17 protein-coding genes are annotated in these 22,522 nt (G+C 67.6%); 11 read left to right on the top strand and 6 right to left on the bottom strand.

From position 1 onward, the window contains the following. Nucleotides 1-119: 119 nt before the first annotated feature. The 3 genes from WS57_RS11075 to WS57_RS11065 all read left to right on the top strand — a co-directional run bounded on the left by WS57_RS11075 (nt 120) and on the right by WS57_RS11065 (nt 3,544). Nucleotides 120-1,091 carry a LysR substrate-binding domain-containing protein gene (locus WS57_RS11075; RefSeq protein WP_069244203.1) on the top strand — a complete coding sequence of 324 codons (972 nt, stop codon included), beginning with the start codon at nt 120-122 and terminating at the stop codon, nt 1,089-1,091. A gap of 55 nt (nt 1,092-1,146) precedes the next feature. After that, nucleotides 1,147-2,040: a DMT family transporter gene (locus WS57_RS11070; protein WP_069244202.1), complete on the top strand. Its 894-nt coding sequence runs from the start codon at nt 1,147-1,149 to the stop codon at nt 2,038-2,040. A 199-nt stretch (nt 2,041-2,239) separates the two neighbouring features. Then, complete coding sequence (locus WS57_RS11065; RefSeq protein WP_059602049.1) at nt 2,240-3,544, top strand: MFS transporter; 1,305 nt, start codon at nt 2,240-2,242, stop codon at nt 3,542-3,544. Between the two features lie 145 nt (nt 3,545-3,689). On the opposite strand, the gene WS57_RS38240 is transcribed toward WS57_RS11065, so the two are convergent. Together WS57_RS38240 and WS57_RS11055 are read right to left on the bottom strand one after the other, a co-directional pair. Beyond that, nucleotides 3,690-5,699, bottom strand: coding sequence for a filamentous hemagglutinin N-terminal domain-containing protein (locus WS57_RS38240; protein WP_069244201.1), 2,010 nt, complete (start codon nt 5,697-5,699; stop codon nt 3,690-3,692). Between the two features lie 145 nt (nt 5,700-5,844). Then, entirely contained in the window at nt 5,845-7,494 is a 1,650-nt protein-coding gene (locus WS57_RS11055; RefSeq protein WP_230945505.1) for a ShlB/FhaC/HecB family hemolysin secretion/activation protein, read from the bottom strand. A 580-nt stretch (nt 7,495-8,074) separates the two neighbouring features. Between WS57_RS11055 and WS57_RS11050 the strand changes: the two genes are divergently transcribed. From WS57_RS11050 to WS57_RS11030, 5 genes are all read left to right on the top strand, one after another. After that, the gene (locus WS57_RS11050; RefSeq protein WP_069244200.1) at nt 8,075-10,024 is read left to right on the top strand and encodes an arylsulfatase; all 1,950 of its coding nucleotides are present in this window, start codon (nt 8,075-8,077) and stop codon (nt 10,022-10,024) included. 10 nt (nt 10,025-10,034) lie between these two features. Further along, nucleotides 10,035-11,078, top strand: coding sequence for a formylglycine-generating enzyme family protein (locus WS57_RS11045; protein WP_009688355.1), 1,044 nt, complete (start codon nt 10,035-10,037; stop codon nt 11,076-11,078). Continuing rightward, on the top strand, nt 11,078-11,899 hold the full coding sequence (locus WS57_RS11040; protein WP_155774288.1) for a MetQ/NlpA family lipoprotein: 822 nt from the start codon (nt 11,078-11,080) through the stop codon (nt 11,897-11,899). The genes WS57_RS11045 and WS57_RS11040 overlap by 1 nt, the downstream gene beginning before the upstream one ends. Further along, nucleotides 11,893-12,858: a YkgJ family cysteine cluster protein gene (locus tag WS57_RS11035; protein WP_069244198.1), complete on the top strand. Its 966-nt coding sequence runs from the start codon at nt 11,893-11,895 to the stop codon at nt 12,856-12,858. The genes WS57_RS11040 and WS57_RS11035 overlap by 7 nt, the downstream gene beginning before the upstream one ends. Nucleotides 12,859-12,923: 65 nt before the next feature. Next, nucleotides 12,924-13,250: an antibiotic biosynthesis monooxygenase family protein gene (locus WS57_RS11030; protein ID WP_069244197.1), complete on the top strand. Its 327-nt coding sequence runs from the start codon at nt 12,924-12,926 to the stop codon at nt 13,248-13,250. 246 nt (nt 13,251-13,496) lie between these two features. Here WS57_RS11030 and WS57_RS11025 read toward each other — a convergent pair whose 3' ends face one another. Continuing rightward, nucleotides 13,497-14,936, bottom strand: a complete 1,440-nt coding sequence (locus tag WS57_RS11025; protein WP_059602167.1) for a M20 family metallopeptidase — start codon at nt 14,934-14,936, stop codon at nt 13,497-13,499. Between the two features lie 63 nt (nt 14,937-14,999). Beyond that, the gene (locus WS57_RS11020) at nt 15,000-16,250 is read right to left on the bottom strand and encodes a porin (RefSeq protein ID WP_081074392.1); all 1,251 of its coding nucleotides are present in this window, start codon (nt 16,248-16,250) and stop codon (nt 15,000-15,002) included. 307 nt (nt 16,251-16,557) lie between these two features. Here WS57_RS11020 and WS57_RS11015 point away from each other — a divergent pair, with 307 nt between their 5' ends. After that, on the top strand, nt 16,558-17,871 hold the full coding sequence (locus tag WS57_RS11015; RefSeq protein WP_059602070.1) for an MFS transporter: 1,314 nt from the start codon (nt 16,558-16,560) through the stop codon (nt 17,869-17,871). Between the two features lie 10 nt (nt 17,872-17,881). On the opposite strand, the gene WS57_RS11010 is transcribed toward WS57_RS11015, so the two are convergent. Both WS57_RS11010 and WS57_RS11005 read right to left on the bottom strand, forming a co-directional pair. Beyond that, nucleotides 17,882-18,910, bottom strand: a complete 1,029-nt coding sequence (locus WS57_RS11010) for a LysR family transcriptional regulator (RefSeq protein WP_155755034.1) — start codon at nt 18,908-18,910, stop codon at nt 17,882-17,884. A gap of 141 nt (nt 18,911-19,051) precedes the next feature. Beyond that, nucleotides 19,052-19,984: a LysR family transcriptional regulator gene (locus WS57_RS11005; RefSeq protein WP_009694167.1), complete on the bottom strand. Its 933-nt coding sequence runs from the start codon at nt 19,982-19,984 to the stop codon at nt 19,052-19,054. Between the two features lie 206 nt (nt 19,985-20,190). Between WS57_RS11005 and WS57_RS11000 the strand changes: the two genes are divergently transcribed. Together WS57_RS11000 and WS57_RS10995 are read left to right on the top strand one after the other, a co-directional pair. Then, entirely contained in the window at nt 20,191-20,964 is a 774-nt protein-coding gene (locus WS57_RS11000; protein WP_069244374.1) for a putative hydro-lyase, read from the top strand. 175 nt (nt 20,965-21,139) lie between these two features. After that, nucleotides 21,140-22,438: an MFS transporter gene (locus WS57_RS10995; protein ID WP_040130447.1), complete on the top strand. Its 1,299-nt coding sequence runs from the start codon at nt 21,140-21,142 to the stop codon at nt 22,436-22,438. Nucleotides 22,439-22,522 lie beyond the last annotated feature (84 nt).

Genomic DNA, 22,522 nt, shown 5'->3' with positions numbered 1-22,522 from the left:
CCTTGTTCGTGGGTGTCCGGACTATCATAGTGTTGCTTGGCAGGACGCATTGATGAGAATCGGGACACTGACTGTCGCCGATGCGGATACAAATGCAGGATCGAACGGAGCGAAATCGCATGGACGAGCGCTTGAGGGGCGTCGCCGAATTCGTCGAGGTCGTGGAGTCGGGCAGCTTCGCTGCGGCGGCGTTGCGCGTCGGCGTCACGCGCTCGGCGGTGGCGAAGATCGTCGCGCGGCTCGAACGCCGGCTCGGCGTGCGGCTGTTGCAGCGCACGACGCGGCAGCTCAACCTGACCGACGAAGGGCATGTGTACTACGAGCAATGCCGGCGGCTGCTGGCCGAGCTCGGCGAGACGGAAGCCGCGCTCGACGCGGGCCGCCGCGAGCCGTCGGGGCGGCTGCGCATCAGCGTGCCGGTGCTGTTCGGCAGGCAATGCGTGGCGCCCGTGATGCGGCGGCTCGTCGAGCGTCATCCCCGGCTCGAGGTCGACATGTCGTTCAGCGATCGCGTCGCCGACCTGATCGACGACGGCTTCGACATCGCGGTGCGCATCGGCACACTCGCGGACACAACGGCGCTGGTCGGGCGGCCGCTCGGCGTGCAGCGGATGGGCATCTGCGCGTCGCCCGCGTATCTCGACCGGCACGGCTGGCCGTCGGGGCCGGACGCACTCGCGTCGCACGTCGGCATTGCCTATGCACGCGGCGGCCAGCCCGTGCCGTGGCGGATCATCGGCGCGGATGGCGAGGCGCACGACTATCGCGTGGCCGGGCGCCTGCGCTTCGACGACCTGCAGGCGATCGCCGAGGCGGCGGCGGCCGGTGCCGGCCTCGCATGGCTGCCGTGCTGGTTGATGGCGCCGTACCTGCGGGACGGCCGTCTCGCGCTCGTGATGGACAGCAACAGCGTATCGGGCGCCGACGTGTTCGCAGTGCGGCCGAAGGCGCGGCATGTGCCGTCGAAAGTGCGCGTGGCTGTCGAGGCGCTCGTCGACGAGATTCCGCGCATGCTGGCGTCGGAGGGCGCGGCACCGCCGGCATCGACGCCGGCGCGTGCGCGCGGCGGATGCGCCTCTTCCGCGGCCTGACGTGCCGATGCACCGGCGCGTATGATGGCCGCATCGCAACCGTTTCGGAAAACCCATGAGCGTGGTCGGCGCCTCGGATCCCCGCCGCAAGCCCGGCTGGCTGCGCGCGGCGCCCGCGCTGTTCCTGCTGCTGTGGTCGAGCGGCTTCGTGTTCCTGAAGCTCGGCTTGCGCGACGCGGACCCGTTGACGTTCCTCGCACTGCGCTATGTCTGCGTCGTCGCGCTGCTCGCCGCCGCGTTCCTGTGGCTGCGCCCCGCGTTGCCGCGCACGCCGCGCGCGTGGCTGAACCTCGTCGTCGTCGGGCTGCTGTTGCAGGCCGGCTATTTCGCGTTCACCTACCTGAGCCTGAAGCTCGGCATGTCCGCCGGCGCGGTCGCGCTCGTCACGTCGCAGCAGCCGATCCTCGTCGGGCTGCTCGCGCCGGCGCTGGCCGGCGAGCGTGTCGGCGTGCTGCGCTGGGCTGGGCTCGCGCTCGGCGCGGCCGGCGCGGTGCTGGTGATCGTCGCGCGCGGCCCGGTCGCGATCGCGTCCGCGTGGGCGCTCGCGTTCGCGCTGCTGGCGCTCGCGTGCATCACGGGCGGCACGTTGTGGGAAAGGCGCTTCGGCACCGACGTTCATCCGGTCAGCGCGAACCTCGTGCAATATGCGGTCGGCCTCGCGGTGAGTGCACCGCTCGCGTTCGCGCTCGAACCGATGCACGTGCACTGGAGCGCCGGTCTCGCCGGGTCGCTCGCGTATCTGGTGATCTGCAATTCGCTGATCGCGATCTCGCTGCTGCTGGCGATGGTCCGGCATGGTGAAGCGTCGCGCGTGTCGGCGCTGTTCTTCCTGATTCCGCCGGCCACCGCGTTGATCGCGCTCGCGGTGCTCGGCGAGACGATCGGCGCGCTGGCGTGGCCCGGCATGGCGCTGGCGGCCGCCGGGCTGTATCTCGTAATGCGCTACTGAGCGATGCGCGCGTGCACGCAGCCCGTCGCGCACCGGCATGCCGATATCTCATATATCGAGACGGCTTCCCGATAATTGACGCGATTTTCCCGTCACTCCTAGACTGCATTGCATGACGCCGCGCACCACGCGGCGCGACGCTGCTGCCGGCCATGCGAGAAGCCGTGCCGGCCGGCGACACGATCCAGGAGACACATCGATGAACGCTGCCGCCCCGCAGTTGCACGCCGCGACGATGCGGCGCCTGAACCTGCGCCTCATTCCGTTCCTGATGCTGCTGTATCTCGTCGCGTACATCGACCGCTCGAACATCTCGGTCGCCGCGCTGCAGATGAATGCCGATCTCGGCCTCAGCGCGGAAATGTACGGGCTCGGCGCGGGGCTGTTCTACGTGACGTACATCCTGTTCGAAGTGCCGAGCAACCTGTTTCTCGCGCGCGTCGGCGCGCGCCGCTGGATCGCGCGCATCATGATCACGTGGGGCATCGTCGCGGCCGCGATGAGCGCCGTGCGCACGCCCGGCGAACTCTACGCGATGCGCCTGCTGCTCGGTGCGGCCGAGGCCGGCTTCACGCCGGGCATCATCTACTACCTGTCCGCGTGGTATCCGGCGAGCGACCGCGCGCGTGCGATGTCGTTCTTCTATATCGGCGCGACGCTCGCGTCGGTGATCGGGCTGCCGCTGTCCGGCGCGCTGCTGAACCTGAACGGCGTGCTCGGTGTCGAGGGCTGGCGCTGGCTGTTCCTGCTCGAAGGCGTGCCGGCGCTGCTGCTCGGCATCGTCGTGCTGCGCCGTCTGCCCGATACGCCCGCGCATGCGCGCTGGCTGCCGGCCGACGAGCGCGCGTGGCTCGAGGCGACGCTGCGCGACAGTGCGCCGCGCGAGCACCTGTCGCACGGTGTCGCGCTTCGCCGCGCGTTCGGCGACGGCAAGGTGTGGGCGCTGGCCGCATTCTGGCTGCTGCAGGCGTTCGGCACGATCGGTCTCACGCTGTTCCTGCCGCTGCTGGTGAAGAGCCTGTCCGGGCAGTCGAGTTTCGCGGTCGGCAGCCTGTCGGCGCTGCCGTTCCTGTTCGCGTGCGTCGCGATGTACACGAACGGCCGGCATTCGGATCTCGGCGGCGAGCGGGCGCTGCATCTCGGCGTGCCGATGCTGCTCGCCGGCGCGTTGCTGACCGGCGCGATCTACGTGCATGTGCTGCCCGTCGCGTATGCGCTGCTGGTGCTCGCGGTCGGGTTCAACTGGGCGGCGACGCCGGTGTTCTGGGCCGTGACGACCGAGTACGTGTCGGGTCTGACGGCGGCCGCATCGATCGCGCTGATCAACGCGGTCGCGAATATCGCGGGCCTTGCGCTGCCGCCGGTGATGGGGCGCATCAAGGACGTCACGCATTCGTACGATCTCGCGCTGCTGCTCGTCGCGGTCGCGCTGTTCGCGGGCGGCGTGCTCGGCTTGCGGGTCGCGTCGCGGCGCGCGATGCCGATGACGGAGCGGCGGGTGTAACGCGCGGGCGGGACAGCGGGGCGATGCATCTGCTTCGACGAGAGACGCCCGGGCGACGCGCATGCTGCGCGCGGCGGCCGGGCGGGGTCGACTCGATGCGACATGCGTCACGGTCGGCGGCGAGCCGCCGACCTGCCGGCGACGATCAGGACCTCGGCGCGAACGCGAGATTGAAAGCGACCGGCAGCGCGAACATCGACGGGGTCGGCATCATGCCGAACGTTGGGACCGCGGGCGCCGGAATCGGCCTGAACGCGAACGGCGGCGCGACGAACGGGCGGCTCGGGATGAACACGGCAGGCGGAAACGTCATCATCGGCGGGAATACCGAGATGGCGATCGGCGGAACGAGCGGGTTCGCGACCGGCGGCCAGATTGGCGGTCGGGCGGGCTTGTCGGCGATGACGACCGGTGGAGTCGGCGCGACGGGTTTTGCCGCGATTGGTGTGGAGGTTGCCGGTTCAGCAGGCTTCTCTGCGACGACAACGGGCGGAGTCGGTGCGATCGGTTTTTCCGTGATCGGCGTCGAGGTTTCCGGCTCAGCAGGCTTCTCTGCGACGACAACGGGCGGAGTCGGCGCGACCGGTTTTTCCGCGATCGGCGTGGAGGTTTCCGGCTCAGCAGGCTTCTCTGCGACGACAACTGGCGGAGTCGGCGCGACCGGTTTTTCCGCGATCGGCGTCGAGGTTTCCGGCTGAGCGGGTTTTTCTGCGACCACAACCGGCGGAGTCGGCGCGACCGGTTTTTCGGCGATCGGCGTCGAGGTTTCCGGCTCAGCGGGTTTTTCTGCGACCACAACCGGCGGAGTCGGTGCGACCGGTTTTTCGGCGATCGGCGTCGAGGTTTCCGGCTGAGCGGGTTTTTCCGCGACAACAACGGGCGCAGTCGGCGCGACCGGCTTGTCCCCTTCAGGCGCCACCGCCTCCGGCCGCTTCATGAACTGCACCAGTTCGCCCAGATTGGTCATGCCGCCCATCCGGCTGATCCGCTCGTAGCTGCTGATCCGGCCGCCGCGTTCGTTCACCAGCGAGCCCATCAGGCTCATCGGGCCATCCGCGTGCACGGTGCCGGCATTGCTCACGTTGCCCATCGACGACAGCGCGCCGCCGCTCTCGATCCGGCCGGTCGACGTGTTGCGCAGGTTGCCCATCAAGCTGAGGCCGCCGCCGGCGCGCACGACGCCCGCGTTGTCGAGGTTGCCGTGGATCGCGACACCGCCGCCCGTCAGGCTCGCGCCGTTCTGCACCTTCACGCGTCCGTCCGACAGGATCGAGATCCCGCCCGTGACTGCGTCGACCTTGCCGGCGAGATTGACGCCGACGCCCGCCGACGAGCCGTGCATCGTGATGCCGGACGCATGCATGCTGCCGAGCGCCGACACGTCGATTGCGACGTCGGGCGTCGCACCGTCGGCGTGGCTCGCGACCTGACGGCTGCCAGGCCGCTCGACGTCCGCCGTGCCCCGGTGCGCGACGAGCGTCGCCCGGCGCGCGTGCAGCGCCGCATTGACCTTGAGCGTGCGGGAAATCAGGTCGAGCTGGTCGACGTTGCGCGCGTCGAGTCCGGCGCCGTCGATCGAGATGCGGCCGTCTTCGGTGCGGAACCGGCGGATCGCGCCGTCGTCGTCGAATTCCGTGGTGCCGGCGACGAGCGACACGCGGTTCGCGTTGATGAAGCTGCCGCCGTCGACGCTGATGCCGTTCGGATTGGCGACGATCACGCGCGCGCCGTGCCCCGCGACTTCCGTCGCGCCGGCCAGCACCGACGCATTGACGCCCGTCACCTGGTTCAGGATCACCGACGCGGGCGCGCCGCCGAGCAGCGCGTTGCCGTCGATGCGGCCGGCGAGCTGCGTATCGACTGCGGACGTGCTGTTGTTCAGCACGAGGCCGGCCGGATTGACGTTGTACTCGGTGAAGCGGTTGTGCGAAATGCCGGCGCTGTCGGGCGCCGTGATGTTGACAATCGGCGTGCCGTTCGTCGCGGTCGCGAGCGCCGGGCGATTCGCCGCCGAGGGATCGACGACGAGTGGCGCCGCCTGGGCGTGCGCGAGCTGCGCGGCGAGCAGCGGCATCGTGCATGCGAGCGCGGCGACCAGCGCGCGGCGCGTGCCGGGCCGGGGCGGATGGCGGTGTGCTTGGGTGGTGTATGGCATGGTCTTCCCGATGGTGGTGGTTCGAAGGGCCGGCGCGGCGCAGGCCGTGCCGTGGCGGGCCGTCGCATGGCGCGGCCGCGGGCGGATGGCGATCTACATCGTGGGTTCCTCCATGACGAACGACAGGCGCGCGTGCGCGCGAAATTCAGAAGCGGGCCGTCAGCGACAGGTCGAGCGCGACCGCGGCCGTCTGCAGCGACGCGGGTTTGCGCAGCGGCACGCCGAGCGCGACGCCGTAGCCGAGCAGCCGGCCGCCGCCGCGCATGCCGAGCGCGGCGCCGACGAGCGTGCGTCCGTCCCGTCCGGCGCCTTCGGACGCGCCGGCGCCCGCGACGCGGCCGGCGTCGAGCGCGGCATAGATTTCGTTCGCGCCGAACGCGCCCGTCGCGAGTTCGTTGCGCCAGGTCCAGCCGCTCGCGCCGGCGAGCGTGTGATTGCCGTCGAACCCGCGCACCGTGTAGCGGCCGCCGATCTGCATGAACTCGGTCGACGGCGCGGTGCCGGGCGCATGCTGAAGCAGCAGGGCGCCGCGGTAGCCGACGCGGCGCGGCCCGACGCGAAAGCGCGCATCGCCGCCGAGCGTCGCGGTGAGGACTCGGTAGCGGCCGTCCCACGCGGGCCGGTCGTTGACGCGGCCCGGATGCGCGCTGAGCCCCGCGACGCTGCCGCGCATGCCGAGACCGGCGTCGATCGAGCCGTGCGCGAGCTTCTCGCGATGCGCGACGCCGACGTCGTAGCCGACGATGTCGCGCCGATACACGTCGAGCTCGGTGGGGCCGAGCCAGCTGCGATCCTCGCGCCGCGACAGGCGCAATCGCAGCGTGGTCTTGCCGTGGCTCGACCGGTACGGCACGAACGCGAGCCCGGCCTCGTAGCGGCGCGTGCGCTGCGCGAGCCGCGGCCCGGCGATGCCGCGCGCATCGGAGGACAGCGTCTGTCGCGACGTCCATTCGCTGATTCCGAACGACACCGATGCATAGCCGGCCGGCACGTTCCAGGCGGCGCTTTTCGCCTGCGAGCCGAGCGCCTTGTCGCGCAGCGCGGCGTCGGTGTTGTAGGTGACGACGAACTGGTCGTAGAGACGCAGCGGCGAATCGATCGCGACGATCGCGCCGAGCTGGTTGCGCCCGGTCGCGTCGAGCCCCGCGTTGTCGGCAGTCGCGATGAAGCGCACACGGCGCGCGGCTTCCGGATGACGGACGACGATGTCGGTGTCGCCGAGCGTCGCGCCCGGCACGAGATCGAACGCGGTCGCGGCCTGTCCCGGCAGCCGCCGCACGTTCTCGAGGGCCTGGTCGAGATCGCGAACGTTGAGGAGTCCGTCAGCGTGCTGCGGGAAGGCCGTCGCAGGCCAGCCGATCCGGCCGTGTTCGTCGCGAATCGCGCCGATGCGCCCGGGCAGGATGTCGACGATGAGCCGGCCGCTCGACAGATCCTGTTCGGGAATGCCGGCTGTGGACGTGATGTAGCCGCGCGCGATCAGCCGGCGCGTGACGCGGTCGCGCAGCACGCGCAGTCCTTGCGGGCCGATGCATACGGGTTCCGGCGGTGCTTCGCGCACGAGCCACGGAAACGCGTCGGCGCCCCGCCATTCGATCGTATGGATGGCGAAGCATGGCGACTCGACCGGCAGCGCCAGCGGGTCGGCTGCATGCGGCGCGCGCGCGGACAGCGCGTCCGGCGACGGCGCGAGCTGCTGCCGTAGCTGGTCGATCTGCTGCGCCTGATGGCGCGTGGTGTCGGAAAGCGACGGGATCGGGCGACTGTCCTGGGCGATGGACGCAATGCAGCGCAACAATAATGCGGCAGCGCATATTGCTCGCACTGCGCAAATCGAGTTACGCATGTCCGGAGGGAAGGTGGGCTGAAATCTCGCGGATTTTATCTTGCGTGATTTATTTTGATGTGGCTGTTTTTTGCGGGATAAGCGGTGGGGATTTTATATCTATATGAATAACCAGAGATTTTGGCTTGATATTGAGATTTGGGAAGTGTGGAATTGTTGTTTTTTGGTTCGAGTGTTTTGTTTTTTAAAGTTCGGATTTGTATGGGTTTGGAGGGTGGTGTTTTTGAATTTATGTGATTTTCTGTCCGATTCTGATCGGTAAATTAATCGTTAATTTACGAATAAGAGCATAAATCCAATAAGACAAGTTCGAACTCGCGTCCGGATACGGATTCCGGGGATCACCAGGTTCCCCATGCGCGGCACACGCGACGACGCACCTGCCCGGCGGCACCCACCCGTGCCGCGATGCCCGGCCACCCCGCCTGTCCCGATATTCCACCCGACCGTTTGCTTGTGACGATTCGGACTTTGGCCGTCGCGTGCCCGGCGCTACCATCGCCGATCCCGATCATCAGGTGATACAAGCATGAGCCTTTCCGCGTCACGTCTGGTCCCGTTCCGTTTGCGCGTCGTCGGCGCGATCGCCGCCGGCGCGCTGTCGCTCGCCTCGTGCGGCGGCGTCGACGAAAGCACGCCGCCGCAGGCCGATGCGACGCCGGCGGCGAAGCACCCGAACATCCTGTACATCATGGCCGACGACCTCGGCTACTCCGACATCCACGCATTCGGCGGCGAAATCGACACGCCGAACCTCGACGCGCTGGTCGCGTCGGGCCGCATCCTGTCGAACCACCATACGGGCACGGTGTGCGCGATCACGCGCGCGATGCTGATTTCCGGCACCGATCACCATCTGGTCGGCGAGGGCACGATGGGCGTGCCGACCGACGAGCGGCGCGGGCTGCCCGGCTACGAGGGCTATCTGAACGATCGCGCGCTGTCGGTCGCGCAGCTGCTGAAGGATGCCGGCTACCACACGTATATCGCGGGCAAGTGGCATATCGGCTCGGGGATCGTCGGCAGCGCGACCGGCAGCGGGCAGACGCCCGATCAGTGGGGCTTCGAGCGCAGCTACGTGCTGCTCGGCGGCGCGGCGACCAACCACTTCGCGCACGAGCCGGCCGGCTCGTCGAACTACACCGAGGACGGCCGCTACGTGCAGCCGGGCCAGCCCGGCCAGCCGGGCGGCGCAGGCGGCAGCCCGGCCGTGTTCTATTCGACGAACTTCTATACGCAGAAGCTGATCGAGTACATCGATTCGAACCGGCAGGACGGCAAGCCGTTCTTCGCGTACGCGGCGTACACGTCGCCGCACTGGCCGCTGCAGGTGCCGGATCCGTGGCTGCACAAGTACGCGGGCGTCTACGATGCGGGCTACGGCGCGATTCGCAACGCGCGCATCGCGCGGCAAAAGGCGCTCGGCCTGATTCCGGCGGACTTCAAGCCGTTCGACGGCCTGCCCGAGACGACCGCGGCGTCGCCCGCGACGGCGAACGACGGCACCGCGAACGCGAAGTACATCAGCGCCGTGCATTCGGCGGCCGACGGCTACAGCGACTACGGCGCGGGCAAGGTCGACAAGCTGTGGTCGAGCCTGTCGCCAGCCGAGCGCAAGGCGCAGGCGCGCTACATGGAGATCTATGCGGGGATGGTCGAGAACCTCGACTACAACATCGGCCTGCTGATCCAGCATCTGAAGGACATCGGCGAGTACGACAACACCTTCATCATGTTCCAGTCGGACAACGGCGCGGAAGGCTGGCCGATCGATTCGGGCGCGGACCCGACCGCGACCGATACCGCGAACGCGCAGGAGCCGACGTATTCGTCGCTCGGCACCGACAACGGCAAGCAGAACGCGCAGCGCCTGCAGTACGGGCTGCGCTGGGCCGAAGTGAGTGCGACGCCGTTCCGGCTCACGAAGGGCTATTCGGCCGAGGGCGGCGTGTCGACGCCGACGATCGTCCATCTGCCGGGCCAGGCACAGCAGCTGCCGACGCTGCGCGCATTCACGCACGTGACCGACAACACCGCGACCTTCCTTGCGGTCGCGGGCGTCACGCCGCCGTCACAGCCGGCGCCGCCGCTCGTCAATACGCTGACGGGCGTCGACCAGAACAAGGGCAAGGTCGTCTACAACAACCGCTACGTGTATCCGGTCACGGGCCAGTCGCTGCTGCCGGTGCTGACCGGCAGCGCCACCGGCGAGGTGCATACGACGCCGTTCGGCGACGAAGCCTACGGCCGCGCGTACCTGCGCAGCGCCGACGGCCGCTGGAAGGCGCTGTGGACTGAACCGCCGCTCGGGCCGCTCGACGGGCACTGGCAGCTCTACGATCTCGCGTCGGACCGCGGCGAGACGACCGACGTATCCGCGCAGAACCCGTCGGTGATCCAGACGCTGGTCGGCCAGTGGAAGACGTACATGAGCAACGTCGGCGGCGTCGAGCCGCTGCGTCCGCGCGGCTACTACTGAGGAGCGGGCGATGCGGTTCTGGACGATCGGCGCGGCGGGCGGCGTCGCGCTGTTTGCCGCGGCGTTCGCGGCAGGCTATGCGCATTCGCCGGCGTCGCCGGACAGCGCGTTCGACGACGCGAATCGCGGCCGTGCGCTCGCGCCGCTCGGCTCGGAGCAGCAGTGCGAACGTTATTCGGGACTGCCGGCGAACTGGCGCGACGATCCGAAGGCCGGGATGGTGCACCTGGCCGGCGGCGCATTCGTGTTCGGCAGCACGCGCGGCTACGCGGACGAGCGGCCGTCCGGCGACGGCAGGACGCGCGTCGGCGGGTTCTGGATCGACCAGACCGACGTGACGGTCGCGCAGTTCGCCGCGTTCGTGCAGGCGACCGGCTACGTGACCGAGGCCGAGCAGCAGGGCGGCGCGGCCGTGTTCCACGTGCCGACGCGCGACGAGCTGAATGCGCGCGACCTCGCCTGGTGGTCGTGGGTGAAGGGCGCGTCGTGGCGTCATCCGCGCGGCCCCGGCAGCACGATCGACGGGCACGGCAACCTGCCGGTCACGCTCGTCACGCAGCGCGATGCGCTTGCCTACGCGCACTGGCTCGGCCGCGACCTGCCGACCGAGGCCGAATGGGAATACGCGGGCAAGGCCGGCCGCGACGACGCGTCGCTCGACGCGGCGCCGCGCGACGCGCAGGGCAGGCCAGCCGCAAACTACTGGCAGGGCCCGTTTCCGGTGCTCGACACGGCCGAGGACGGCCATGCAGGGCTCGCGCCGGTCGGCTGCTACGCGGCGAACGGCTTCCGGCTCTACGACATGATCGGCAATGCATGGGAATGGACCCGGGACGTCTACACCGGCCCGCACCAGTCGCATACGAACGGCGACACGGCGGCCGTCGCACCGGCGACGCGCCGGCACGATACGCCGATGGTCATCAAGGGCGGCTCGTTCCTGTGCTCGCGCGACTATTGCGTGCGCTACCGCGCGTCGTCGCGCGAGCAGCAGGAAGCCGACCTCGGCGCGTCGCACATCGGCTTCCGCACGATCCTGAGGGATGCATCGTGATGCGCATCGTGAATGGCATCGCGTTACTGCTGTGGATCGTCGCGGGCTTCGCCGGCCTTGCCGGGTTGGCGGCGGGCGTCGCGCGCGCCGCAGAAGCGGGCGCCCCGCCCGTGCGGGTCGGCGTGACGCACGGCGTGCACGCGCAGATCATGGACGAGGTGAGGCGGGTCGCCGCGTCGCGCGGGCTCGGCATCGACGTCGTCGAATTCGCCGACGCGTCGCGCATCGACGCCGCGCTGGCCGACGGCCGCATCGATGCGGCGAGCTTCGAGGACGCGCAGCAGCTCGCGGCGACGCGCAGCGCGAAAGGCTATGCGCTGACCGACGTCGCGCCGACCGTCACGCTGCCGATGGCGCTGTATTCGCGCAAGCTGACGAGCCTGAACGCGTTGCAGCCGGGCGCGACCGTCGCGATCCCGGCCGACCCGCGCGGGATGGCGCGTGCGCTGATCCTGCTGCAGAACGACACGCTGCTGACGCTGCGCGAACGGGCCGGCCTGCATCCGACGCTGCGCGACGTGACGGGCAACCGGCTCGGGCTGAAGCTCGTCGCACTGCGCGGCGACCGCCTCTACGCGGCGCTCGATACGGCCGCGTTCGTCGCGATCGACAACGACGACGCAACGCGCGCCGGCCTGCAGCCCGCACGCGACAGCATCGGCATCGAGGATGCGCGCTCGCCGTACGCGAACGTGCTGACGGTGCGCGCCGCCGACCGCGCGAAGCCGTGGGTTGTCCAGCTCGTCGCCGCGTATCACTCCGACGAGGTCGCGCGCTTCATCCTGACGCGCTACCAGGACTCGGTGCGGCGGCCGTGGTAGACACGTATGCGCTGGCCTGCAACGCGTGCGGCCGCTGCTGCAACAGCGCGCCGACGCTGTCGCTGCGCGAGCTGTTCCGGCATCGGCAACGCTTCGTCGGCGCGCTGACGATTCATCGCGTGCCGAAGCGGCGAATCGGCGAGCGCTGGCTGGCGGGCGGCCGCGAGTGCGTGCTCGATGCGGACGACGTCGCAGCCTGCGATGCGCTCGCGGATACGCTGTTCCATCCTGTCGGCGGCGCGCGCGGCGATTGGCTCGCGCTGACGCTGCAGGGCTACGACTATCCGTCGCTCGGCCGGTGTCCGGCGCTCGCCGGCGACGGCCGTTGCAGCGTGCATGCGGACAAGCCGTCGATCTGCGGCGCGGTGCCGCTCGATCCGATGCTGCCGGACCGGCTGCAGCCGCAGGTGCTTGCCGGGCGGCGCGCGGAGGCGGCGTGGCTCGGCGCGCAGTGCATTGTCGACGACGCACGCGCGGCGGATGCGTCGTTCGCGACGCCGCTGTTGACGGCGGGGCGCATCGCCGATCGCGCGGCGCTCGATGCGTATCGCGATGCGCTCGTGTTCGAGCGCGCGGTGTGGCGCGACGCGGTATCCGCGTCGCTGCTCGGCGACGCGAAGGCGGCCAGCGAGCTGATGGCGCGGCTCGCGCCCGGCGCCTATCTGACCGTGTCGATCGTGCCCGTGCTGCTGGCGGTCGCCTCGGTCTCCGCGCGTTGCCGCGCGCTGTGCATCGACTTCATCGGCGCTCAGCTTGCGCTGATCGACTCGCGCGTCGAAGCGGCGCTCGCGCGCCGTCGTCTCGACGACCGGCCCGCGACACGCGAACTGCGCACGTTCGCGCAGGCTTTCGAGCGCGCGCGGCAGGCGCTGGTCGCAATGCCTGCACCTGCGGCCGGCGCGAACGGCGATGCCGCGCGCATCGAGGGCTGGCTCGACGGCGCACCGGTCGCGGCGTGACGGACGCGGCGTGCCGCGCATGCCTTACACTCGACGCTCTTTCCATCGTGTCGGACGGGGCGCACATGTACGCATCGACTTTCATTTTCCGGGCCGGGCAGTATGACGACGAGTTTCACCGGCTCGACCGGCAGATCGCCGACATCGCACGCGCGACACCCGGCTATCTCGGCGAGGAGACGTGGGAGAACGTCGAGGCGGGGCTGATCCAGAACGTCTACTACTGGGAATCGGAGGAGGCGCTGCAGCAGTTGATGCGGGATCCTGTGCATCTCGAGGCGAAGGCGAAGCAGGCGCGCTGGCTCGACGGCTATCCCGTCGTGATCGCGAAGGTGCTGCGCGAGTACGGCGACGGCAATCTCGCGAAGCCGCATACGGGGACGTCGGCATAAGAAGCCGTCGCGAAATCGATCGAACATGCTCTCGAGTCGGCTTATCGAGCACGGGATTCCCGACCGGCATCCGGATGCGGTGGTGCGTTGCTGTCGACGGCGCGGATCCAGGTTCCGGGTCAATGACCCGAGCACTAATGCGCGCCGGTCTTCGGAATCGACCACGGACGGATCGAATCCGGTTCGCGGCAGCCGATGCCCAGAGGTCAGGTCGATTCCCCTTGACCGGTCGGCACTGGCCAGGTGTCATCGTTTCGCCGGTTCGCGCCCCTGAAGCGGCGGTTGCACGTCATCGGGAATCGGATTCACGTAGGGCTCGCCCGCGCGGCGCATGACCAGATCCTGCTTCGCGGCCTCGATCAGGGACGGGTCGCGGAACAGGTCGATCGCCGTCGCGGCGATCGTCTTTGCGGCCAACACCATGCCTTTGTGCGCGATCGAGCTTTTTCCCTGCGCCACCCATTGCCACGAGTGCGGCGTCGTGCCGAACGCGAAGCACGCGGTCATGCATTGTACGGTTGGCGTGATCCAGCTCACGTCGCCGACGTCCGTCGATCCGTGCACGTCGATCAGGTGCTCGGTATCCAGGCGGCTGATCGTGTCGAACAACGGCTTCGGATTGCGCCAGACGTCGGTGAGCATGCGTCCGATCGCGTCCACTTCCTCCTGGCGCGCCGTCTTTTGCATCGCGTCGGCGAATGCAAGATCGCGATCGTCGTACGCCGGCGTGCCGAGACGCACCAGATGCTTGTGCATCAGTTCGTTGAGCGGTCCGTTCTGTAACACGTTCGAGAACGCGACGTCGAAGCGTTGCTCAACCTTGCAGCCAGTCATCAGCGCCGCGCCTTGTGCGATTGCCTCGACGCGTTCGAACAGTTCGGCGACGTCCCGGTTGCGCGGTCCGCGCACCATGTACATCACTTCTGCGTGCGCTTGCACGACGTTCGGCGCCGTGCCGCCGCTGTCGGTGATCGCATAGTGGACGCGGGCGTCGGGTAGCATGTGCTCGCGCAGGAAATTCGTGCCGATGTTCATCAGTTCGACGGCATCGAGCGCGCTACGGCCGAGGTGCGGCGACGTGCCCGCGTGCGCAGCGACGCCGGTAAAGCGAAAGAACGCCTGCTTCGCTGCAAGGAAGTTGAACGTCTTGACGCCGTTCATCCAGCCCGGGTGCCATGTGAGCGCCGCATCGAGGTCGTCGAACAGCCCTGCACGCGCCATGAACGTCTTGCCGCCGCCGCACTCCTCGGCCGGGCAGCCATAGAAGCGCACGATGCCGGGAAGCTTCTCCTTTGCCAGATAGTCCTTCACCGCCGCTGCCGCCAGATGCGCGCTTGTGCCGAGCAGGTGGTGGCCGCAGCCGTGCCCGTTGCCGTTCGCGATTTCGGTCGACAGGCGGCATTCAAGCGCCTGGCTCTCCTGGCTGAGTCCGGACAGTGCGTCGAACTCCCCGAGAATCCCGATAATCGGCCCGCTGGTGCCAGCTTCCGCGATGAACGCGGTTGGAATCCCGCCGACGCCGCGTGTGATTTCGAATCCGGCGCGCTCGAGATACTCGATATGCGCATCGGAGGATTCGAACTCGACGTAGCCAAGCTCGGCCAGTCCCCAGATCCTGTCCGACAACCGGATATAGTCATGCGACTGCGCATCGATGAATTCGTCAGTGGTATGAATCATTTGCATCTCCTTGAGGAATGAAGAGCGCGTGCCGATCGGCATGACGCCGCGCCGCCTTTCGAGGCAGGATCAGAAATTCGTGTACATGCCTATCGTCACGCTACTGATCGAGTGACCGTTGCTGACGGTCGTGGACGGCGACGTCGCGTCGAAGTTGTAGGTGAGATTCGAGTTCGGTCCGTTGCGCAGCCACCCGACACGCGCATACAACGCGGTGCGCTTCGACAGGAAGTGGTCGACGCCCAGCGTCGTGCCGTATGCGTAATCCTTGTCCACGGTCGTGGCGCGATAGCCGATCGATGCGCGCAGCAAATTCCCGTGCCACATCTTCTGCACGCCGCCGATATACAGGTTCGCGATGCCGTCGCCGGCCAGTTTCGGATCGGTTCGCAGATAAGCGAACTGGCCGACGACCGGTCCGAAATCGTGGACGATGCTGGCGATCAGATCGTCGGTCCGAATCGTCGGCGCGAGGCTGGCGGGCCCGGTGCAACTGCCGGCAAGACCCGGATCGCACCATGTCTGGCCGTACGACACCGCGGCGGTGGTGCCGTAGCCGACATAGTTGATTGCCGCCGAGCGCGAGTGGACGGCCGGGCCTGGCGTCTGGGTACTCTTGAGCGAATAGCTGACGTCGACGTTGAACCCGTCGAGGCGCGGCGACACGTAGCGGAGGGTATTGGGTACGCGTCCCAGCGCGTCCAGCGTCGCACCGGTACCGAGATCCGACACGCCCGCCAGAAACGCGAAGATTGCGTCGTGCCCATTCACGTAAAACGTATCCGCGCCGAGCGCCGCGATTCCGAGCGACGTCAACTGATGTCCCAGCGTCAGTTGCCCGTAGCGAGGATTCTGCAGACCGACGAACGCGCCGCGATTGAAGAACGACGAAGGCGACTGTATCGCGCCGTTGTTTGCGTAGAATCCGGACTCGAGCCGGAAGAATACGGTCGTCTGTCCACCGAGATCTTCTTGCCCGTAGAAACCCAGTTTCGACGTCCATACGTTGCCGCTTTGCATCCGCAAGGCGGACTTGCCACCCGCATTGATGTAGTTCATCGCGAGATCGACGCTGCCGTACAGCGTGACGAGGCTCTTGCCGGTCTGCACCCCGAACGATCCCGGGCCGGCACCGATGCCTATCGGTGCAAGGATCGCGCGATATTGGTTCTTTCCGACCTCGTTGTCGAACGGGGCCTCCACATACTGGGCATGGGCGGTATGGGCGAAGCATGCGGCTGCGCACAGCATCGAAAGCAAGGTGCTCTTCATGTTCGTTGACGGAGGAGGGAGTGATCGAGTTTTTTTGCCGAACTGCATGTCGCGACGTTTCTGGCACGCCGTCGCATGATTCGGTCGGTGTGCTGCGAACGAAGGTTCGTCGCGCCATAAATTCAGCGCAAATCATGTTTTGTTACGGGTATGCGGCTTTCGCATAGCCGTCCTCGATTCCAGTCAACAACGCATTCATCGGCCAAGGCTTGCCGCCCGATTCGGTCATGCCGACCAGGGCTGATTCGAAATGGCATAGCCATAACGAAATATGCTTTGTCGGGATATTTCTGGTTGTGAATGATGTGCCGATTGGCGATTCGAAACGATATCGCTCATCGCTCGTGGAGACACCATGCAAAACTCGGCCCTTACCCCTGCCGTCGCCGCCGACCCGCCCACGGCCACAGACACGATCAGTACGCGCAAGATCATAGCGGCGACCACGCTCGGCAACGGTCTCGAAGTATTCGACTTCACTGTCTACAGTTTTTTCGCTGCATACATCGGCTCGGCGTTCTTCCCGTCGCACGATCCGCTGACGTCGCTGCTGCTGTCGGTCGGCACGTTCGGTGCCGGGTTCTTCGCGCGCCCGCTCGGCGCATTGTTGATCGGCAGCTACGCGGATCGCGTCGGTCGCCGCGCCGCGATGACGCTGACGATCTGGCTGATGACGCTCGGCACCGCGGCAATCGGCCTGTGCCCGACGTACGCTCGCATCGGTGTCGCCGCGCCGCTCGTCGTATTGGCGGGGCGACTGCTGCAGGGGTTTTCCGCCGGCGGTGAAATCGGTGCGTCGACGACGCTGTTGATGGAGTCCGGCGAAGTCCGCAAGCGCGGCTATATGGTCAGTTGGCAAACGCTCAGCCAAGGCGTATGCGCGATGCTGGGCGCGTTGTTCGGGCTGACGCTGTCGCACGTGCTGACGCCCGACGCACTCGTGAGCTGGGGGTGGCGGCTGCCGTTTCTGATCGGTCTGCTGATCGCGCCGGTCGGCTATTACATTCGCCGCCACCTGCCCGAAGTGTGCGGCGTCGCGAGCGGTCGCGACACCGCACAGCCGCCGCTGCGCGAACTCGCATCGTCGCATCTTGCGAAGCTCGTGGCGTGCGTGTTTCTGCTGATGAGCAGCACTGTCACGATGTATACGGCCGTCTACTTCATGCCGAGCTATCTGACGCGCGTGATGCATCTGCCCGCGACAACCGCGTTTCTGGCCGCCATGATCGGTGCGATGGTGATGGTCGCGATGTCGCTCGTCTCCGGCGTCCTTGCGGACAGCCTTCGACAGCGACGGCGTTTCGCGCTGATTTTCACGGCCATTTCTACCTGTGTAGCGCTTCCGGCGTTCTGGCTGATCACGCACCTGCCGACGCCGGCCATCGTACTGAGCGTAAGCGCGCTATTGACCGGGTTGATGGTGCTCGGCTCCAGCAATCTGGTTCTGATGATGATGGAAGCCTTCCCGCAGCGCGTTCGTGCGAGCGGCTTCGCGACGAGCTACGCATTCAGCGTGACGTTGTTCGGCGGCACGGCCCCGTTCGTCGTCACAGCGCTGATCGCGCATGCACAAGCCCCGTTCATGGCCGGCGTGTACGTGTTCGTGTGCAACCTCGTCAGTCTGGCAGCGGTCTATGCATATCGCGAACAGTGGCGTGCGAACGCGTGATCGCGCACGGTCATGGCTGGAGTTCGATATCCCGGGCGTCGTAGCGAAAGCCGTCACGCTCGACTTTGTTGCGCAGCCAAAGTGCAAAATCGCGTGCGGGCGTCGTCATCAGGTCGCGGTCCCGATAGGCGAGCCGCACACTCATGCGAGGCATCGGGTCCGCGACGGTGATGCGGCGCATCCCGCCTTCGGCGAAACAACGCTGCAGGAAATCGCTGCCGCTCGCGGTCCAGATCGATACCGCGCCGACCCGCCGCGCAATGCCGCGATACATGGTCGTTGCCGTGCTGCGAATGATTCGTTCCGGCAGTGGCAAACCCGCCGATTTCATCAACACCGAGATGAAACTGTTGTCGTCCTGAACGAGATCGAGCGTCAGCCACGGCATTTTTTGCAGCGCGGACAGCGACAGCGACGTCGGGCCTGCATAGCAGCTGCTGATCGCGAGCACCATGTCGCCCTGATACAGCAACTCCGCCTGATACGGAAATACGCTCTGGTCGCCGAAGTGCGTGAGCACGCCCACGTCGGTCGTACCGTCGCGCAGACTGTCCTCGATCTGCTGCGTGCGCATTTCGCGAATTTGCAGATCGACATGCGGCCGCTCGTTCGCGAAATCCGCGAGCGTGTCGATGAGCGCCGTACTCATGGTGGGCGCGCTCACGGCAATCGACAGGCGTCCGTTCAGCATGCCGCGGATCTCGTCGACGTACTCGCCGATTCGCTCGATCTCCCGGTGAATCGCTCCGGCGCGCCTGACGATGAGATCCGCATATTCAGTCAGCGTCGCGCCTCGCGTCGTGCGAATCAGTAGCGGCAGGCCGAGCTCGCTCTCGAACTCGCGGACGATCCGGCTCACCGCAGGCTGTGTCAGGCAGAGTCGCCGGGATGCTTCCTGAATGCTGCCCGATTCGGCAATCACCTGTAGCGCGCGGAGATGTTTCAGTTTCATGTCGTCGATGGTGTGAGCGGGATCGAGCATATCGGCTGCGATCCCGAAAAGGGCGCGCCATTCGTGTATCAGCGAAATAGTATCCAATCGACGGTTCAGCCCGACAGCGAGCGGTGACCACGAGGCCGGTCGTCACATCGTGACGCCGGGACGGTGAATTTCAATACGCGACCCCGAAACGTTCCGTACAAGGAAATTGACGGGCGACACGACAGTGCTCGCCGCGCCTCACAGCGCTTCGACGAGCCGCCGGTTGCTCTTCTCGCAGTATTCGTGGCACGCCGCACGCGCGGCGATCGACGCGCCGTGCACGAACCGCGGCGCGTCGGCGCGCCGCGACATCGACACGACGATCGACGGCGGCGACGGCTGCAGCGGCAGCTCGACCACTTCGCCGCTTTCGATCAGCGCATCGACGAACAGCCCCGGAATCGCGGCGACGCCGAACCCGTCGCGCACCAGCTGCACGATCACCGAGATCGACGGCGACCCGGTGATCCGCGTTTCCGACAACGGCACGCCGTGCGCGTGCGCGAGCGTGCGCACGATGTCCTCCAGCGCGCGGTGGGGCGCCGTGCCGCGCCCGTAGGTCAGGATCGGCTGCCGCAGCACCTGCCGCGCGAGACCGGTGCGCGTATTCGGCAGCAGCCCCGCGCGCGCGATCCAGCGCACCGGATAGTTCGCGAGCGCGTCGCAGACGACCGACGCCTCGTCGCTGCCCTCGACGCGGATGATCAGGTCGAGTTCGCCCGCCATCAGCCTGCGCTGCAGCACGACGCTGACATCGACGGTCAGGTCGATCTCGAGCTGCGGATAGTCGGCCGCAAGGCGGCGCAGATAGTGCGGCAGCCAGCTGTGCACGACGGTCTCGATCACGCCGAGCCGCAGCTTGCCGCGCAGCGCGCTTTCGCCGGACGCGGCCGCCTGCAGTTCATGCGTCGCCTCGACCACCGCCTGCGCATAGCCGAGCAGGTATTCGCCGTTCGGCGTGAGCCGGAATTCGCGGCTGTCGCGATCGACGAGCACGGTCTGCAGTTCGTCCTCGAGCGCCTTGATGCGCTGCGAGATCGCGGCCGGCGTCGCATGCAGCGCGGCGGCCGTCGTGCGGAAATTGCGCAGTTTCGCGAGCGTGACGAAGGTTTCGAGGAAACGCGTGTTCATGGCGATCGGAAAAGCGGTGGGCGTGCAGCCTGCCCGCTACGAAAACTGAACGGAACCCGGGGAAAACCCCGAGAGTTGTTAAGAGATTCTATACAGGAAGTGCAAAAAAACTCGTTGGCGACAAAATTTTTTCTTTTCTATTCTTCGCCGTATCCGATGACGCCGCTCCGTCATCCTGCTGACTTCCCGATCTGCCCATGAATCCGATGACGCCTTCCGAATTCCGCCAGTCCGTGCGCCGCGGCGCGTTCCGCGGCCCGACCGCCGGCCAGTGCGGCCCGTTTGCGCAAGCGAACCTCGCGATCCTGCCCGACGCGTACGCGCACGATTTCCTGCGCTTCTGCCAGGCGAACCCGAAGGCCTGCCCGCTGCTCGGCGTCGGCGAACCGGGGGCGTTCCGCCTCGACGTGCTCGGCGACGATCTCGACATCCGCACCGACGTGCCGAGCTACAACGTCTATCGCGACGGCCGGCTGACCGAGCGCGTCGACTCGCTCGAAGCGCTGTGGCGCGACGACTTCGTCGTGTTCGCGATCGGCTGCTCGTTCTCGTTCGAGGACATGCTGGCACGCGAAGGGATCGCGCTGCGCCATGTCGAGGAGGGCCGCAACGTGCCGATGTACCGCACGTCGATCCCGAACCGGCGCGCAGGCATCTTCGGCGGCCGGCTGGTCGTGTCGATGCGGCCGATGCGCGGCGCCGACGCGATCCGCGCGGTGCAGATCACGAGCCGCTTTCCGGGCGTGCACGGCGCGCCGATCCATATCGGCCATCCGCAGGAACTGGGCATCGCCGATCTCGGTGCGCCCGACTTCGGCGATGCGGTGACGATCCGCGCCGGCGAGCTGCCGGTGTTCTGGGCGTGCGGCGTGACGCCGCAGACCGCGCTGATGGACGCGAAGCTGCCGCTCGCGATCGCGCATACGCCCGGCCACATGCTGATGACCGACATCACGAACGCGTCGCTGGCCGTGTTCTGACGCAGCACGGCGGCGGCCCGTGCGGCCGTCGTCCCGACCGCGTCGCGGCCTGCCGCCGCGACGGCAAGACGATCCGCCCTAGCGGAGGGCGGCGCGCATCCGCGGCCCGGCGCCGCGCACGGCGCGTGCACGCTACGACTCGATTTTGACCGCGCATTTCAACAGGAGATTCACCATGGAAAGCAAGACGCTTGCGGCGGCCGACGCCGAAGCCGCGGGCCCCGCGCGCAACGGCCTGTTCTCGTGGTACGCGGACGCGCAGCCGCGCGAGCGCCGTGCGTTCTGGAGCTGCAAGGTCGGCTACATGCTCGACGGAATGGATACGCAGATGCTGTCGTTCGTGATCCCGACGCTGGTCGCGACCTGGGGCATCTCGTTCGCGGATGCGGGCTTCATCGGCACCATCACGCTGCTCGCGTCGGCGCTCGGCGGCTGGATCGCGGGCATCCTGTCCGACCGGATCGGCCGCGTGCGCACGCTGCAGCTCACGGTGCTGTGGTTCGCGGTGTTCACCGCGCTGTGCGGGCTCGCGCAGAATTACCATCAGCTGCTCGCGGCGCGCGCGCTGATGGGCTTCGGCTTCGGCGGCGAATGGACGGCCGGCGCGGTGCTGATCGGCGAAGTGATCCGCGCGCGCGACCGCGGCAAGGCGGTCGGCCTCGTGCAGTCGGGCTGGGCGATCGGCTGGGGGCTGTGCGCACTGCTGTATGCGCTGATGTTCTCGGTGATGCCGGCCGAGCTCGCGTGGCGCGCCTTGTTCCTGGTCGGGCTTGCGCCCGCGCTGCTGGTCGTCGTGATTCGGCGCTACGTGAAGGAGCCCGACGTCTACGAGAAGGAGAAGGCCGCGCAGGCGCGCGTCGCCGATGCGCCGCGCCTCACCGAGATCTTCGCGCCGCAGCTGATCACGACGACGCTGCGCGCAGCGCTGCTGACGACCGGCGCGCAGGGCGGCTACTACGCGATCACGACGTGGCTGCCGACCTTCCTGAAGACCGAGCGGCACCTGACGGTGATGGGCACGGGCGGCTATCTCGCGATGATCATCCTCGGCTCGTGGGTCGGCTACCTGACGAGCGCATACCTGACCGACCGCCTTGGCCGCAAGCCGAACTTCATCCTGTTCGCGCTCGGCTCGATGGTGATCGCGTTCGCGTACACGTCGCTGAACCTGACCGACACGTCGATGCTGTGGCTCGGCTTTCCGCTCGGCTTCTTCGCCTCGGGCATCTTCTCGGGGATGGGCGCGTTCCTCACCGAACTGTTCCCGACGCGCGTGCGCGGTTCGGGGCAGGGCTTCTGCTACAACGTGGGCCGCGCGGTCGGCGCACTGTTCCCGTTCCTGATCGGCGCGCTGTCGAAGCACTACGGCCTCGGCGCGAGCATCGGGATCTTCGCGGTCGCCGCGTACGGCGTGATGATCGTCGCCGCGCTGACGCTGCCCGAGACGCGCGGCCGCGAACTCGACGCCGCGTGAGCGGCGCATCGCCCGCACACGATTTTCTTCCTGACGAACGGCCCCGTGACGCGGCGCGCGATGCGCGCCGTGCGGCGGCGCTCG

Origin of the sequence: Burkholderia pseudomultivorans, from assembly GCF_001718415.1 — a bacterium.
In the GTDB taxonomy this organism is placed as follows: Bacteria; Pseudomonadota; Gammaproteobacteria; order Burkholderiales; family Burkholderiaceae; genus Burkholderia; species Burkholderia pseudomultivorans_A.
Note: the sequence above shows the minus strand (reverse complement) of the source record. Positions and strands in the feature narration are given on the sequence as shown.

Bases quoted from the DNA above. Each gene is read 5' to 3' on its own strand.
- WS57_RS11025 (WP_059602167.1), bottom strand. From the start codon at position 14,936: ATGCAAATGATTCATACCACTGACGAATTCATCGATGCGCAGTCGCAT.
- WS57_RS38240 (WP_069244201.1), bottom strand. From the start codon at position 5,699: ATGCCATACACCACCCAAGCACACCGCCATCCGCCCCGGCCCGGCACG.
- WS57_RS11015 (WP_059602070.1), top strand. From the start codon at position 16,558: ATGCAAAACTCGGCCCTTACCCCTGCCGTCGCCGCCGACCCGCCCACG.
- WS57_RS11030 (WP_069244197.1), top strand. From the start codon at position 12,924: ATGTACGCATCGACTTTCATTTTCCGGGCCGGGCAGTATGACGACGAG.
- WS57_RS11000 (WP_069244374.1), top strand. From the start codon at position 20,191: ATGACGCCTTCCGAATTCCGCCAGTCCGTGCGCCGCGGCGCGTTCCGC.
- WS57_RS10995 (WP_040130447.1), top strand. From the start codon at position 21,140: ATGGAAAGCAAGACGCTTGCGGCGGCCGACGCCGAAGCCGCGGGCCCC.
- WS57_RS11040 (WP_155774288.1), top strand. From the start codon at position 11,078: ATGCGCATCGTGAATGGCATCGCGTTACTGCTGTGGATCGTCGCGGGC.
- WS57_RS11020 (WP_081074392.1), bottom strand. From the start codon at position 16,250: ATGCAGTTCGGCAAAAAAACTCGATCACTCCCTCCTCCGTCAACGAAC.
- WS57_RS11050 (WP_069244200.1), top strand. From the start codon at position 8,075: ATGAGCCTTTCCGCGTCACGTCTGGTCCCGTTCCGTTTGCGCGTCGTC.
- WS57_RS11065 (WP_059602049.1), top strand. From the start codon at position 2,240: ATGAACGCTGCCGCCCCGCAGTTGCACGCCGCGACGATGCGGCGCCTG.
- WS57_RS11070 (WP_069244202.1), top strand. From the start codon at position 1,147: ATGAGCGTGGTCGGCGCCTCGGATCCCCGCCGCAAGCCCGGCTGGCTG.
- WS57_RS11075 (WP_069244203.1), top strand. From the start codon at position 120: ATGGACGAGCGCTTGAGGGGCGTCGCCGAATTCGTCGAGGTCGTGGAG.
- WS57_RS11045 (WP_009688355.1), top strand. From the start codon at position 10,035: ATGCGGTTCTGGACGATCGGCGCGGCGGGCGGCGTCGCGCTGTTTGCC.
- WS57_RS11005 (WP_009694167.1), bottom strand. From the start codon at position 19,984: ATGAACACGCGTTTCCTCGAAACCTTCGTCACGCTCGCGAAACTGCGC.